At 70.7% G+C, this 13,311-nt stretch carries 17 protein-coding genes; all 17 read left to right on the top strand.

Annotated elements, in window-relative coordinates; all coding sequences use genetic code 11:
* Positions 1 to 48 precede the first annotated feature (48 nt).
* The 17 genes from ACH47Z_RS28390 to ACH47Z_RS28310 all read left to right on the top strand — a co-directional run bounded on the left by ACH47Z_RS28390 (position 49) and on the right by ACH47Z_RS28310 (position 13,299).
* A complete protein-coding gene (locus ACH47Z_RS28390; protein ID WP_399078525.1) occupies positions 49 to 1,521 on the top strand; it encodes an SCO6880 family protein in 1,473 nt (490 codons plus the stop codon).
* A gap of 57 nt (positions 1,522 to 1,578) precedes the next feature.
* Positions 1,579 to 2,040 (top strand): DUF6238 family protein, encoded by a 462-nt coding sequence (locus tag ACH47Z_RS28385; RefSeq protein ID WP_399078523.1) that lies wholly within the window; start codon positions 1,579 to 1,581, stop codon positions 2,038 to 2,040.
* A 139-nt stretch (positions 2,041 to 2,179) separates the two neighbouring features.
* Complete coding sequence (locus ACH47Z_RS28380; RefSeq protein WP_399078521.1) at positions 2,180 to 3,694, top strand: VirB4 family type IV secretion system protein; 1,515 nt, start codon at positions 2,180 to 2,182, stop codon at positions 3,692 to 3,694.
* A gap of 53 nt (positions 3,695 to 3,747) precedes the next feature.
* A complete protein-coding gene (locus ACH47Z_RS28375) occupies positions 3,748 to 4,203 on the top strand; it encodes a hypothetical protein (protein WP_399078519.1) in 456 nt (151 codons plus the stop codon).
* 298 nt (positions 4,204 to 4,501) lie between these two features.
* The gene (locus ACH47Z_RS28370; protein ID WP_399078517.1) at positions 4,502 to 5,071 is read left to right on the top strand and encodes a hypothetical protein; all 570 of its coding nucleotides are present in this window, start codon (positions 4,502 to 4,504) and stop codon (positions 5,069 to 5,071) included.
* 52 nt (positions 5,072 to 5,123) lie between these two features.
* Positions 5,124 to 5,636, top strand: a complete 513-nt coding sequence (locus ACH47Z_RS28365; RefSeq protein ID WP_399078515.1) for a hypothetical protein — start codon at positions 5,124 to 5,126, stop codon at positions 5,634 to 5,636.
* Positions 5,637 to 5,710: 74 nt separating this feature from the next.
* Positions 5,711 to 6,736, top strand: coding sequence for a hypothetical protein (locus ACH47Z_RS28360; protein ID WP_399078513.1), 1,026 nt, complete (start codon positions 5,711 to 5,713; stop codon positions 6,734 to 6,736).
* Between the two features lie 80 nt (positions 6,737 to 6,816).
* Positions 6,817 to 7,554, top strand: coding sequence for a glycosyltransferase family 2 protein (locus ACH47Z_RS28355; RefSeq protein ID WP_399078511.1), 738 nt, complete (start codon positions 6,817 to 6,819; stop codon positions 7,552 to 7,554).
* A gap of 52 nt (positions 7,555 to 7,606) precedes the next feature.
* Positions 7,607 to 8,416 (top strand): DUF317 domain-containing protein, encoded by an 810-nt coding sequence (locus ACH47Z_RS28350; protein WP_399078509.1) that lies wholly within the window; start codon positions 7,607 to 7,609, stop codon positions 8,414 to 8,416.
* Between the two features lie 52 nt (positions 8,417 to 8,468).
* On the top strand, positions 8,469 to 9,653 hold the full coding sequence (locus ACH47Z_RS28345; RefSeq protein WP_399078507.1) for a hypothetical protein: 1,185 nt from the start codon (positions 8,469 to 8,471) through the stop codon (positions 9,651 to 9,653).
* Between the two features lie 68 nt (positions 9,654 to 9,721).
* Complete coding sequence (locus ACH47Z_RS28340; protein WP_399078505.1) at positions 9,722 to 10,123, top strand: hypothetical protein; 402 nt, start codon at positions 9,722 to 9,724, stop codon at positions 10,121 to 10,123.
* The gene (locus tag ACH47Z_RS28335; protein ID WP_399078504.1) at positions 10,120 to 10,470 is read left to right on the top strand and encodes a hypothetical protein; all 351 of its coding nucleotides are present in this window, start codon (positions 10,120 to 10,122) and stop codon (positions 10,468 to 10,470) included. The genes ACH47Z_RS28340 and ACH47Z_RS28335 overlap by 4 nt, the downstream gene beginning before the upstream one ends.
* Before the next feature lie 130 nt (positions 10,471 to 10,600).
* Positions 10,601 to 11,098 (top strand): hypothetical protein, encoded by a 498-nt coding sequence (locus ACH47Z_RS28330; protein ID WP_399078502.1) that lies wholly within the window; start codon positions 10,601 to 10,603, stop codon positions 11,096 to 11,098.
* A 106-nt stretch (positions 11,099 to 11,204) separates the two neighbouring features.
* Positions 11,205 to 11,621 carry a hypothetical protein gene (locus ACH47Z_RS28325; protein ID WP_399078500.1) on the top strand — a complete coding sequence of 139 codons (417 nt, stop codon included), beginning with the start codon at positions 11,205 to 11,207 and terminating at the stop codon, positions 11,619 to 11,621.
* The gene (locus tag ACH47Z_RS28320) at positions 11,618 to 12,109 is read left to right on the top strand and encodes a hypothetical protein (RefSeq protein WP_399078498.1); all 492 of its coding nucleotides are present in this window, start codon (positions 11,618 to 11,620) and stop codon (positions 12,107 to 12,109) included. Before ACH47Z_RS28325 ends, ACH47Z_RS28320 begins: the two co-directional genes overlap by 4 nt.
* Positions 12,110 to 12,394 carry a hypothetical protein gene (locus tag ACH47Z_RS28315; RefSeq protein ID WP_399078496.1) on the top strand — a complete coding sequence of 95 codons (285 nt, stop codon included), beginning with the start codon at positions 12,110 to 12,112 and terminating at the stop codon, positions 12,392 to 12,394.
* Entirely contained in the window at positions 12,391 to 13,299 is a 909-nt protein-coding gene (locus ACH47Z_RS28310; RefSeq protein WP_399078494.1) for a hypothetical protein, read from the top strand. Before ACH47Z_RS28315 ends, ACH47Z_RS28310 begins: the two co-directional genes overlap by 4 nt.
* Positions 13,300 to 13,311 lie beyond the last annotated feature (12 nt).

Raw genomic sequence — 13,311 nt, 5'->3', positions numbered from 1 at the left:
CCGCCGCGTGCCGCCCCGGCACCGCCCCGCGCACCATCGGAACGGCCCTTGTCTGAACTCACCGTCACACCGCTCACCGTCAAATTCCCCCACCGGTCGAGACGCGGCATTCTGCTCGGCCTTTCGTTGCCCCAACTCATACTGGTCTCTTGCGCGTTGGCACTCCTGCTGGTCACGGTGGTATCCACCGGGCTGCTCGGCGCCATCGCCCTGACTCCGCTGTGGGCCGCGGTCGCCGCCCTGGTCACCGTCCGCCGACACGGCCGATCACTGATCGACTGGGCACCGATCGTCCTGCGCTTCGCGCAGCGGCGCCGCACCGGGCAGACCCTGTGGCTCGCCCGGCCCATCACCCGCCCCCGCCAGGACGGAATCCTGCACCTGCCCGGCACGACCGCCTCGCTGCGCGTCGTCACCCCCGGCGACTCCGCCAACCAGGCCGCCGCCGTACACGACCCGCACCACCAGACCCTGACCGCCGTCGCCCGCGTCTCCAGCCGGGCCTTCGCGCTCCTCGACCCCGCGACCCAGAACCACAACGTGGCCGGGTGGGGCAGGGCCCTGGCGGGCATCGCCCGCACCGGCCACGTCGCCACCGTGCAGGTACTGGAGCGCACCGTCCCCGACAGCGGCGACACCCTCGCCCGCCACTGGGCCCAGCAAGGCCACGCCGAGACTCCGGTCGCCGGACAGGTCTACAGCGAACTGGTCGCCTCCGCCGGCCCGGCCGCCGCCCCGCACGAGGCATACCTGGCGATCTCCCTCGACCTCAAGGCCGCCAAACGCCTCATCAGCCAGGCCGGCGGCGGACTTCCTGCTGCTTTCACCGTGATGGAACAGACCACGTCCTCCATCGCCCAAGCTGCACGCAGCGCCGGACTGATGGTGACTGGCTGGCTCAGTGCCCGCGAGATCGCCGCCGTCATCCGCACCGCCTACGACCCCAAGGCGCTCTCGGCCCTGCAGCAGTGGTCGGAGTCCGGACGAGCCGAGGCCGACGCGGCAGCCGCCGGACCCGTGGTCCAGGTCGAGGAGTACGACCGGCTCGCCACCGACTCCGCCCGGCACGCCACCTACTGGGTCGAGGACTGGCCCCGCACCGAAACCTCGGCGGGCTTCTTGCACGGCCTGATGTTCACCGCCGGGGTCCGCCGCACCCTCTCCCTCATATACGTGCCCCAAGGGCTCGAGTCCGCGATGCGCGACGTGCAGCGCAAGAAGGCAGCGATCATCGCCGACGCCAACGAGCGCGCACGCCGCGGACAGGTCGACTCCGAGGCCGACTCGGTCGAGTACTCCGACGTCAAGATCCGCGAACGCCAGCTGATCGCCGGGCACGCCGACGTCGCGCTGACCGGCCTGCTGACCGTGTCCGCCGAATCCGACGAGTTGCTCGACGCCGCGTGCGCGCAGATCGAAGCCGCCGCCGTCACCGCCCAGGTCGACCTGCGGCGATTGAACTTCCAGCAGCCCGACGCCTTCACGCTCAGCGCCCTCCCGCTCGCCCGCACGGCCCTGTGACCCCATCCATGCACCAGCCGACGTCCTGCCACCGAGGCAGGAAGGAACCCTTCACCTTTGACCTCTGCCATTCCCGTCGGCGACGCGTACCCGTACCTGCGGGCCGCCAGCGCCGGTATCCGCCACCACACGCGCACCCTCGCCCAGCACACCGCCCCGCCCACAGACCGTGTCCACCTCGACGTGCTGCACGCCCACCTGACCGCGCTGCACCAGCTTCTCGATCACCTCGCCGAGACCACCCGGCCCCCGCACCCCGCTGCCGGCCGACACCTCGCCACCGCACACACCCGGCTGTTCCAGTCCGCCGCCGCCGTGCACGACGCCTTCCACCTCCTGCCCATGGCAGACGACACCTCCGCAGACACGGAATGCCACCCCGAGCGGCTGCCCGAGAGGCCGCCCGTCCTGACCATCTGCCAGCGCCACCTCGCCGCCGGCCACGTCGTACGACGCAAGACCACCCCAAGCGACCTCAACACCCCACTGACCGGCCACACCACCACCTGCAGTCAGTAACCCCACCACCGAAAGGCCCTGAATGCGCGCCCTGAAGCGCTCCACCTCCACCGCCGTCGTCCTCGCCGCCCTCACCATCACACCGGTCGTCTGACCCCCGCCCGCGTCCAGACCTCCGACACGTGAAAGCCGCCTTGCCATGAGCCACCGGCCCGCACGCCGAGCCCGCCGCGCCAGCGCCAGCCCCCTGTTCACCCCGCACGGCACCGACCGCGCCTCCCGCAAAGCCGCCCGCCGGCAGCTCGCCGATGCCGCCGCCAAGGCCCGTGTCGAAGCAGCCGCCCACACCGGCAGCACCGGCGCGGAAGAGCAGGAGATGCCTACTCCCCTGTTTCCGCCAGCCGGCCGCCCCGGCCCCGCGTCCTCCCGCAACAACAAGCTCAAGCTGCCCGCCCACCGCATGACCACCGCCACCGCCTCCGGGGCGTACCCCTTCCTCGCCGAAGGCGGGCTGGGCGCCGAGGGCATCTACATCGGCCGCGACGTCCATGCCGAAGCCTCGTTCTGTTTCGATCCGTTCGCGCTGTACGGTCGCATCGAGGGCTTCACCAACCCCAACGTCCTGCTGGCCGGGGTGATCGGACAGGGCAAGTCCGCCCTCGCCAAGAGCTTCGCACTGCGCTCAATCGCCTTCGGCTACCGGGTCTATGTCCCCTGTGACCCCAAAGGCGAATGGACGCCCGTGGCCCAGGCATTGGGCGGCACCTCCATCGCACTCGGGCCTGGTCTACCCGGGAAACTGAACCCCCTGGACGCAGCCCCCAGGCCCAACAGCGTCTCCGAGGCCGACTGGGCAGGCGAAATTCGCAAGCGCCGGCTGCTGCTGCTCGGCTCGCTGGCCCGCACCGTGCTCGGGCGGGACCTGCTGCCGATGGAGCACACCGGCCTCGACGTTGCCCTGGACGCCGTCGTCACCCGCGCCGCCGCCACCAGACGCACCCCGCTGCTCGGCGACATCGCTGCCACCCTCAACAACCCCGACGAACTGGACCGGGTCGGCGGCATCATGTCCGGCCGCCTCGGCGACGCCTCCCGCGACCTGGCGCACGCCATGCGTCGCCTGGTGCACGGTGACTTGGCTGGCATGTTCGACGCACCGAGCACGGTGGCCTTCGACCCCAACTCACCGATGCTGACCATCGACCTTTCGCGCCTGGGCGGATCCGGCGACGACACCGCCCTCGTCCTCGCCATGACCTGCGCGTCGGCGTGGATGGAATCCGCGCTGTCCGACCCGAACGGCGGCCGGCGCTGGATCGTCTACGACGAGGCATGGCGGCTGATGCGCCACCCCGGCCTGCTGCAACGCATGCAGTCCCAGTGGAAACTCTCCCGCGGTCTGGGCATCGCCAACCTCATGGTGATCCACAGGCTCAGCGACCTGCTCACTGCCGGCGACGCCGGATCCCGCGGCCGTGCCCTCGCCGAAGGTCTGCTCGCCGACTGCTCCACCCGCATCATCTACCGGCAGGAGACCGACCAACTCCACGCCGCAGCGACCTTGTTGGGCCTGACCTCGGTGGAGGCCGACGCGATCTCCCACCTCAACCGCGGCCGGGGCCTGTGGAAGGTCGCGGGTCGCAGCTTCATCGTGCAGCACCTCCTGCACCCCCACGAGCTGGCCCTCTTCGACACCGACGCCCGCATGCACTGAAAACACACCCAGTGAGTTCGCTCCACCACCCCACGATCGGCAGGAGCCTTCCCGTGCCCACCACCGCCCCACGCCGACGCCACCGGGCCGCACTGCCCGCCGTCTCTTTCCTGGCCGCCACCGGCTTGCTCGCCGGATGCAGCACCACGGATGACAGCACCCACACCACAGCTGCCGCCCCCACGGCACCGCGCACTTCCACACCCCGGCCGAGTGGTACGCACGCGGTCAGCGGGCTGGACGGCACGTGGCAGCCAATCAACTCCGACAGCCCCATCACCTCCCTGACTATTTTCCACACCGCCGTCACCACCACCGGCGCCCTCGCCTGTCCCGGCACACTCACCCAAACCACCACGGCCCATCCCGTGCTGACCCTGCACTGCACGACACCGGACCCGGATCGCGCCCAGGGCACCCTCATGCTTCGGCCGGACGGAACCGCGCTGGTCATCAACTGGGACGGACCGAAGTGGGGCGGAGAGATCGACAGCCTGCGCCGCGTCTGACCCCCTCTCCCCAGGCAGGCACCCCCCCAGCAGCCACCCACTTCCCAATGGCCACACCCGTCTCAAAGGAGGCATCAAGCTGCCCAGCCGAACCGACCTGTCCGACTTCGCCTCCGCACTCGCTGAACGCCTGCCCGGCACCTGGCGCAGCGAGCGCGAGAGCTTTCCCAGCTTCGAAGACCAGTTCCCGCTCGCGGACCAGATCTGGGACTGCGGCCCGGCAGCGTCGGCGCCGCTGGACTGGGATCTCGAATACGCTGCACGCCTCCACGGCCCCGGTGACCAACAGCTGTACGTCATGGCCCGGCACCGCTACCCGCACCAGTTCCTGGTGGCGCCGCTCAAGCCTGCCGGGTTCCGGGAGCATCACTTCCGCGGGGTGGACGAGCCGAACGGCATCTCCGTACCCCGTGATCCCGTACGTGCCGCCGCCACGGTCACCCGCCGTGTTCTGCCCCGCGTCCAGCGGGCCCTGGAGGCAGTCGAGGACAACGCACGCGTCCAGCCCGAGCCACCGCACCGCCCACCCGCAGCGAAGGCGGACCGGACCCTCACGCTCGTCTGGTACCCCGACGGCGCGGTAGGGGCACCGTCCGAATCAGTGCCCAAGGATATACGTGCGACGCTGTTCGGCTGCCGCTTTCAGTACGACCCGCACCAGGCGGCGTTCGTGCTCTCCACTTATTACAGCCCTGCCGAGCGTGCCCTCCTCGTTCGACTCGCCGTCCAGCGCCTGATGGCTGAGGGCATCGGTGTCGACGTCCGCCGGGCAGCCCCGCCCGCGCCCGCTGCCCTGGCCACCCGCCCGGCAGCGGCAACGCTCGGCGCACCGCCCTGCGCGGGACCGCCGTCCGCCACACGGCGATAGAACCCGGACATCTCCCGTGCAAAGTCTGTCGCTGTCCGATCCTGATGAACGGATGCTGCTGCACGATGTGGCCGACCGGCTCGACACCGTCTCCGACCAGCTCCCGCTCCCCGACCAGATCCGCCCGGATCCGGCGCTGAGCGAGATCCTGGACGACGAAGTCCGTCATCTGGCCCGGCTGGTGGGCTACCTGGTGGCGGAGAGTGCGTTCCGCCACCGGGCCGCTGCCCGCTACCCCGCCCAGGTCGCAGCCACCCAGCGGCGCATCACGCTCGCGCTCGCCCGTGCCGCCGAACCGGCCGGGGCCGCGCTCGCCGCCCTTGGCAGTGCCGTCCACTGCATCGGCGTCATCGCTGACCTCAATCACCAGTCCCCCGGCACGCGCCGCAACCGGGCTGTCGCCGCTGCGCACCAGCAGCTCGTGGACCGCCTCGGCGAGAGCCGCGGGCACCTCGCCCGCGCCGCGAAGCACCTGCGTGACACCGCCAACACTCGCTCGGCCCCGGCCGCCGGACCCGCGCCCCCTCTGCCGGCAGTCACCACGACCGCATCCCGGACCCGCTAGCCCACGCTCTTCCCTGGAGTCTTCCCATCCCCCTTCACCCGTGCGCCCGCCGCACCGCCCTCCTGCTCACGGCCATGGCCGTCGTGCTCACCGCGTCCGCGTGCGACGCCTCCGGCAGCACCCATGCCGGCACCACGGCCGCGGCCACCCGCACCGCGCATCCCATGCCGGCTTCGAGGCCGGCGCTGACGAAGCAAGAGGCCCTCACCCAGATCGCCCGTTACTCCGAGATCAACAATGAGGCCAACGCCACCCGCGACCGCGCCCTGCTCAGCACCATCGAGGACGGCGCCCTGTACGCCATGTCGGTCTCGGAATACAAGGAGACCGAGGGCCTGCCCGCCTCCGAGCGCACGCCGTACAAGCCGTGGGCGTACGACACCACCAGCGCCAAGCTCTATATCCCGCGCTTCACCGCAGGGCAGCAGCACTGGTTTGCCGCCGCGCTGTCCAGCCAGAAGAGCAAGGCCCCCTCCCGTATCGCCGTCTTCGCCGAACACCCCAAGGACAAACGGTGGGAGATGGAGTCGGTCGTCGACCTCGACAGCACGACCCTGCCGAACGTGGCGCTCGACCAGGACGGCTACGCCACAGCCGTCGCCGCCAACGGCACCAACCAGCTCGCCGCCGGCGCCGACGTCCTGCGTGCCGCGGTCATCGACAACTTCGCCACCGCAGGCACCACCACCGGCACCAAGGTCTTCGCCCCCACTACGGCAAGCAAGCGGCAGATCCAGGTCCACGACCAGACGGTCCGGCAGTACGGCGACAAGGGCACCAGCGTCTTCGCCGGCACGGCCAACCACTACCCGGACGCCTACGCGCTCAAGACCGCCGACGGCGGCGCCTTGATCCTCTTCGCACACATGCACACCCAGACCGATGCGGTCGCCAATCCGGGACTGCAGATCAACCCCGGCAAAGACGATCGGGCCTGGCTGCACGACATCCCGCGCTCGTCCATCCGGTACACGTTCGTCTGTACGGACGCCGCCACCGTTCCCGTGAAGGCCGCCCCCGCCCGCCTGCTCGGCTACACCTGCGCCCGCACCGACGCCTCCGGACCGCCCGCCGCCTCCGGACCAGCGACCCGCGCATAGGCCCGGGCAGCCCCACACCGTCCCCGACCGACGCCCGACCGGAGAACCTCCTGTCCCCGCACCCTCACCCGAAGATCACCGTGGTCATCGCCACCCAACTCCGCCCGGAGCGGCTGGCGTTCCTCGTGTCCATGCATGCCAGTCTGTGCCGGCAGAGCGTCCCGTGGGAGGCCGTCGTCGCCCTCGACGGCGCCGACCCTGCCCGGCTTCCCGCCGTGCTCGCCGCCGACCCGCGCGTCCGCGTTCTCGCCCTGCCGCGCCCGGTCGGCGCGGCCTGCGCCCGCAACTTGGCGCTCAACGAAGTGCGCACCAAGTACGTCAACTGGGCTGACGACGACGATGAGTTCACCGATGGGGCCATGGCGCTGCGGCTGCACACTCTGGAGGAGTCCGGGGTGGGCTGGTGTGCCGGATACAGCCAAGACCTACACGAAGACGGGACCACGACCCTGTGGCGGTGCCCGACGCCGCCGGGCCGGCACGAGGCCGGGGACGTGTGGAGGTACTGGAAGGACCCGGCCGACACCATCCCGCTCGGCCCCACCACCCTCCTCGCCCGTACCGACCTGGTACGCGCGGCCCCCATGGGCGGGCTCGTACAGGGCGAGGACTACTGCGCCCTGGCGGTCACCTGCCTCGCCCCCGGAATCCTGCTACCCGTCCCGGTCTACCGGTACCGCAAGCACGACAGGCAGATGACCGCGCGGGACTCCTACGACCAGCTGGAAGCGAAGGCACGGGTCTTCGCCCACCGGTTCGGCGTCAGCCTGCACGCCGCGTTGCTCTCTCTACGCGATACCCCCTCCTGCACCACGTAGTGGGGACACGCCGCTTTCGTCGCCCCGATCCCCCAATCCCACCGGAAGGCTCATGCCCAACGACCCCGCACAGGAAAGGCCAAGAGAGCAGGTCCTCATCTCTCCCCGCTATCTGGCCGCCAGCCTGCCAACCAACCACCATCAGCTCCTGGACGTCTTCGCCGAGGAGTCCGCGTGGAGCGCGCGCACCGACGAGTCGTCGTTGATCGTCACCAGCCCGTGCCGACGCATCACGATCCGCCATGACCAGACAGCCGTGGGCCGAGGCCCCCATCTGGTGATCTCAGCCCGCGCCGACGAGGAAGCGCCTGAACGCTGGCGGACGGACATCGCGGGCAACATGCCGATCGAGTTCGTCGCCACGCTCTTCGGCGCCCTGGCAGGCGAACTGGCCACCGACCCGGATCACGTCGTCTACGGCATCGGCACCGAGCCCAGCCTGCTGGAGCTATACGTCGACGTCGATTCCTGGGCCTACTTCGAGGACTTCGGACTCTCCGGGTTCATCTCGCATGACGGGCACGCTGCCGTAGTCGCCCGCCCCGTGGACTCGCCGGCGCCGCCCATCCGGGGAGACGGGTCCATCACCTGGCATCTGGGGGCCGCCCCGGAAGAACTCGGTCGCCTGTGGGACGTCTCGTTCACGGATAAGACGCCGCCCTTCCTCATGCACGCGGTCGTCGCCGAGGCCCTCGACCCCCGGCCCACTCTGCGCTCCACGACCTTTCCGTTCCCCGCAGTCGTCGCACCCTTGGTGAGCATTCAAAGGGCCCAATCGCCCTCCCCTCGCCCCTCGGCTCAGCCTCCCCACGCCCAACCACCGCGCAGCCCCGAGCCCAAGCGCACCCCGAAGACCCGCTGAGCCCCGGCCGTCTCGACGAACTCGCCCGCAGGCTCGACCCACCAGGACCTTGATGCCCACCCCCTCCGCCGAGATCACCCTCACCACCAGCCGCTCCCTGGGCCTTGTCGCCATCGCATCCGGCGAGAAGTACCCACAGGCCAACCAAGCACTGGAAGAAGCTGGATTCAGCCGCCTGCCCAACGGCGCATTCACCACCCCACTGACCGATCCGCGGGCTACCCGGACCACCGCCAGCGCCCTAGTGCACCGCGCCCACGAATACGGCGCCACCATCACCACCAGCGCCCGGCCCTACCTCGGCGACATCGGCACCGAGATCGCCGCCCGGCTGCCCGGCACATGGAGCGCCGAGCTGGAGATCTACAGCCATCCGCTGTGGCAGGAAGATCTCTGGCCCATGCTGTGGGAAGCCGGCGAGATCTACCGCGCTCTCGAAGACCACCACATCCCATTCGCGTCCGTGCTGAAGAACGGCGCTGGCACCGAGCTGCTGTTGATCGAGCGCCCCGGCCACCGCAGCGGCTATCTCCTCGGCGCTCTCACCGACCGGGAGCAAGAGGACCCCCACGACGACCCCACTACTCCGCGCAGCATTGTGCTGCCCGCCGATCCTGGCCTGGCCGCACACGCGATTGCGCACTCGTTCCTGCCCGCCTACCGTCGCGCCCTGCACAACCAGGACCTGAACACCGTCCTGAGAGCCCTGGAACGCATCCGGGAAGAACACCAGACCCTCCAGGCGATCAAGGACTCCGGTCGCTATAGCGACGGTGTACCGCTCGGCAACTCGCGCCTGATCACCGGAATGGAGCGGGACTTCACCGACCGCGCCTGGCTGTCCTTCCACGACGTTCTCGAACGCGCGCCGATCCTGCTCACCCGATGCCGTCCCGTTGCCACCCACTGGCCCCAGGACTCCGCGGCACTGACCCGCCTGCGCGAGGCACTCGCCAACAGCCAGGACGCCTGGAACGAGTGGAACGACCTGCGCAACGAGCTGTACTCGATCCCCCGGACGCTGCCGGCCCACGAGTGGAGCCAGGTCCGCGGGCAGCTCGGCCTCGCCGTGCTGCCGGCCATCGAGACGTGGCTCACCGACAGCGAAGCGTTCGAGCGCCAGGTCCGCGCCGCCGTGCCGGGCGGGCCAGCGGCTCTGTCCGCTCCCAGCCCGCGGCTGCTCACCGCCCGCCACGCGCCGCCGCCCTCGCCCCGCGCCGCGGCAGCACACCGCTGACCGCTCACAGAAAGCATTCGCCTCTGTCTGATCACTTCCGCTTCGGCGCCCATCCCGACCACGGCATTGTGGCCGCCGCCACCGCGAACATCCCCGCGCACCTCGCCGACTGGTTCCTGGTCCGCGAGCAGTTCGAGCCCGTCCCCGACACCCCGGGCCTGTACCGGCTCACCCACCCCCAGCAGGACGGCATCCGCCGCACCCGCCAGGCCGTTCACGACCTGCGCCGACAGGGCTACGAGGTACAGGCCGACCTCCCCCTCGACCCCGCCCGCAGCGCCGGTCCGCCGCAACCGGTCGTACGAAACGGCCTGATGGAACGCCGCAACCGCATCGCGCAGGCAGCGGCCACCCGCTCCCCGCAGCGGCCCACCGCCCCGGCATCCAAGCTCTCCGAGTTTCTGCCGCAGCCCGCCGCCGTGCCTGCGGGCGGTCATGCGCAGACCGTCGGAAAGGGGCGCAGCCGATGAGCGACGAGGCGATCCGCATCACCCGCGGCCAAGGCGGCGAAGTCGAAGTCGACGGCCCGGTCGATGCCTTCGCCGCGAACGTCCTGAAGCGGGCCGGGTTCGACACCTATCCCACGCTGCGCGGCGTGTGGATCCGGTTGCCGTTCGACCTGGGCCGCACCTGGGAGAACGAGCACGCCACCTGGGCTGCAGACATGCTCACCGCCGCCCGATACAGCGTCGACCTCGATCCCGACCTGCGCCCTACCCCGCCGACCTCGTCCGCACCGCTGGCGCAGCACCGCACAAAGACCGCCATGACCACGCAGCCCTCGCCCGCCAGCACCACGCAGCGACCGCGACGGTGACCCGGCACCCACGCACGTCGCCCCGGTTCGCCTCGCCAAGGCCACCGCCCGAGGTGGGAGCACCACCCGCAGGTCGCGCCGAGCACCTGCCACACCGAACTATCCCTGACAATAAGGAGATTCACCGCATATGGCCGTCCGAACGACGTGGAGCATTGTCCACAGCTGTGGACACGAAATCTCGCATGATCTTTCCAACCGCCCCGCCGACCGGCGCGCCGGATTCGTCCGCTGGCTGGAAGGACGCGACTGCACCGACTGCTGGCGGGCTGCCCGCGGCCAGGACGGCGTCGGCAAGGCGGAGTGGCTGACCGCCAAGCGCGCCGAGGAGCAGCAGGCCGCCGCCGAGTGGGCCGAGAAGTTCGACATGCCGCCGCTCGAAGGAGCCGAGCGGGCCCTGGCCTGGGGCGAGCGCTCCCGCCACCAGCTGGTGACCGCCGCGTACAGTGCGCTGGTGACCGAGGGCAGCTGGGACGAGGCCGACTGGGCCGTCCTGGAGGACAGGATCCGCACCGTCACCCGCGCCGGGTGGTGGATCGACCAGCGTGACGCAGAGGGCTCTGACCTGCCCGAACTCCTTGATGCTGCCTCGTCCGACGACATCGGTACGGAGAATCCGTTCCGGTAGAGTCAGGCGCTTATACCGGACGATCCCCGGTTACCGAAACCGGGGATCGTCCGGATCCTTATTCCTCCCACCGCCTCCCTGCGCCCCGTGGAAGGAACCCCCTGCTGTGCCCGTTTCCCGTCATCCGCATGCTCCTGGTGACATCGTCACCCCCGAACGGGACGTCACCCACGCCCATTTCCGGCCCGGCGACCAGGTCGTGATCCTCAAGGGCACCTCCGGCAGCGAGCTGTGGGGCGACGCCTACAAGGTCGTCACGCCGTCGTGGCACACGCCGACCGACGAGGACGGCTGGCGGCTGTACGACCCGGCCGGCGGCGAGCGCACGTACCTCACCGCGCACCCGCGCTACCTCGTCCATCTCTCCAGCCGCTGCCCGGACTGCCTCATCTACCTGCAGGCACTGCGCACTTACCTCGTGCCGCGCCTGGCCGACGCCGACGAGGACGTCGACTGTGGCTGGTACTCGGTCAACCACCTCAATCAGGTGGTGCACGTCGCCGACACCCGAGGCGGGCGGTGACCCGCGCCGCCAGCCCGGAGCGCGACGCGGACCTGTCCCGCGTGGCGTCGATCGCCATTGAGACGATCTCCGGAACCCAGTGGCCGGCGCGCCTGGCCGAGGCCCTGCGTGACCTGGACGCGACGTGGCAGGAGTCGGCCGAGGTGTGTGCCGATGTCGCCTGGCGGGCCCGCGCCGCCGGAAACAGTGTGCTGGTACTGCTCGCCCCCGAGGACGTCACCGGCCCCGGACGCGGCCCGGTCATCTGGCGGACGTACCGGCACCTCTACCTGAGCGCGCTGCGCTACGACTTCCGCTGCCGCTCCATCGAATCCCTCGTGAACCAGGTGCTACTGCCGGAGCTGAATGCGGACCCGTACAGCTGGGCCTTGTACGCTTTCTCCCGCCTGGGCCAGTCCCGCTCGGACGGTCTGGCCGTGATGGAGCGGGTCCTGGACATGGCATCGGATCACCCCAAGACGCTGCACGTCCTGCTGCACGGGGTGTAGATGGGCGGTCTGCTTCCCAGCCGCGCGGACGCGCTGCTCGCTCTCGTGGACCGGCTGCCGGACGGCGGCGGGGACGATCCGATCGCGCAGTTCCGCAAGGCGTCGGCGCTGCGCGCGCTGGGCCGATTCCACCAGGCACACACCGCCATCGAGCGCGCCCTGGAACTCCTGCCGCCCGGTGAACTGGCCGTCCACGCCGACCTGGTGCGCGAGCACGCCCTGATCACCGCCGCGTACGACCTGACCCAACTCCCGCATCGGCGCCGGAAGCCCACCTCACAATGATCATCCGTATCCATCGACGCGACATCAGCCCCAACGAGCCGCTCACCGAAGCCCTCGGCCGCCCGGTCAGCGACCACGAAGGGCTGACCGAGCACACGGTCGTCGCCCACTGGCCGGGGCTGGACTACTACACGCTCGACGACGAGCAGAAGACCTGGACATCCGCCGAGTGGGCCGAGCACCTGGACGACCCCAACTGGCAGCACCCCTTCGCGGCCAGTGAGCAGGGCGACCGCCGCGCCATCTGGCACGCGGACGTGCGCCTGCACCCCGACGACCGCGAGCTCACCGGCCCCGAGTGGGCCGAGATCGCCCACCGCATCGCCCGCATCGCGGGCATCCAGCGCCCCGGGGACGACCACGGCTGCCGCTGGATCGCCGTGCAGGCGCAGCCCGGCCGTCTCGATCTCCTCGCCAACCTCATCCGGCCGGACGACACCTGGACCACACAGCACCACCGGCTGCCTGCGCTCCTGGCCGCCGAGAGCCGGCGCATCGAGGCCGAGCTGGACCTGCGCTCTCCCCAGGGCGGCGGCCCGGATCCCGAGCAGTGTGCCCGGTTCGCGCAGCGCTCCGCCTCGTCGGCCAAAGGCGCATCATCAGGCGCTGCCGACGCCACCACGCAACTCGCCGGACTGCTGCGGCAGCTCGCCGACGAGAACACGGGACCGCTGGCCACCGTGCGCGGCCTCGTCGAGCACGCGGCCCACCGACTCGACCGGCTCCCTCACGCCTACGGCCCCGGCGCCGGACACCAACTGGAGCTAATCGCCCGCCGCTTGCACGGCATCCAGCAGGACCTCGACGCCACCGCCGCCGCCCTGCCCGCCGCACCACGACCCACGCCCCTTCCGACTCGGACGACCGCCGCGCCTTTCCCACCCGGCGCCCGGCTGACCCGCTGACCCCCACCAGAA

It is taken from the genome of Streptomyces sp. NPDC020192 (assembly GCF_044388685.1).
In the GTDB taxonomy this organism is placed as follows: Bacteria; Actinomycetota; Actinomycetes; order Streptomycetales; family Streptomycetaceae; genus Streptomyces.
Note: the sequence above shows the minus strand (reverse complement) of the source record. Positions and strands in the feature narration are given on the sequence as shown.

Excerpts from the sequence above, each read along its gene's own strand:
- ACH47Z_RS28380 (WP_399078521.1), top strand. The coding sequence starts at position 2,180 with ATGAGCCACCGGCCCGCACGCCGAGCCCGCCGCGCCAGCGCCAGCCCC.
- ACH47Z_RS28370 (WP_399078517.1), top strand. The coding sequence starts at position 4,502 with ATGGCCCGGCACCGCTACCCGCACCAGTTCCTGGTGGCGCCGCTCAAG.
- ACH47Z_RS28365 (WP_399078515.1), top strand. The coding sequence starts at position 5,124 with ATGCTGCTGCACGATGTGGCCGACCGGCTCGACACCGTCTCCGACCAG.
- ACH47Z_RS28360 (WP_399078513.1), top strand. The coding sequence starts at position 5,711 with ATGGCCGTCGTGCTCACCGCGTCCGCGTGCGACGCCTCCGGCAGCACC.
- ACH47Z_RS28350 (WP_399078509.1), top strand. The coding sequence starts at position 7,607 with ATGCCCAACGACCCCGCACAGGAAAGGCCAAGAGAGCAGGTCCTCATC.
- ACH47Z_RS28345 (WP_399078507.1), top strand. The coding sequence starts at position 8,469 with ATGCCCACCCCCTCCGCCGAGATCACCCTCACCACCAGCCGCTCCCTG.
- ACH47Z_RS28335 (WP_399078504.1), top strand. The coding sequence starts at position 10,120 with ATGAGCGACGAGGCGATCCGCATCACCCGCGGCCAAGGCGGCGAAGTC.
- ACH47Z_RS28330 (WP_399078502.1), top strand. The coding sequence starts at position 10,601 with ATGGCCGTCCGAACGACGTGGAGCATTGTCCACAGCTGTGGACACGAA.
- ACH47Z_RS28315 (WP_399078496.1), top strand. The coding sequence starts at position 12,110 with ATGGGCGGTCTGCTTCCCAGCCGCGCGGACGCGCTGCTCGCTCTCGTG.
- ACH47Z_RS28310 (WP_399078494.1), top strand. The coding sequence starts at position 12,391 with ATGATCATCCGTATCCATCGACGCGACATCAGCCCCAACGAGCCGCTC.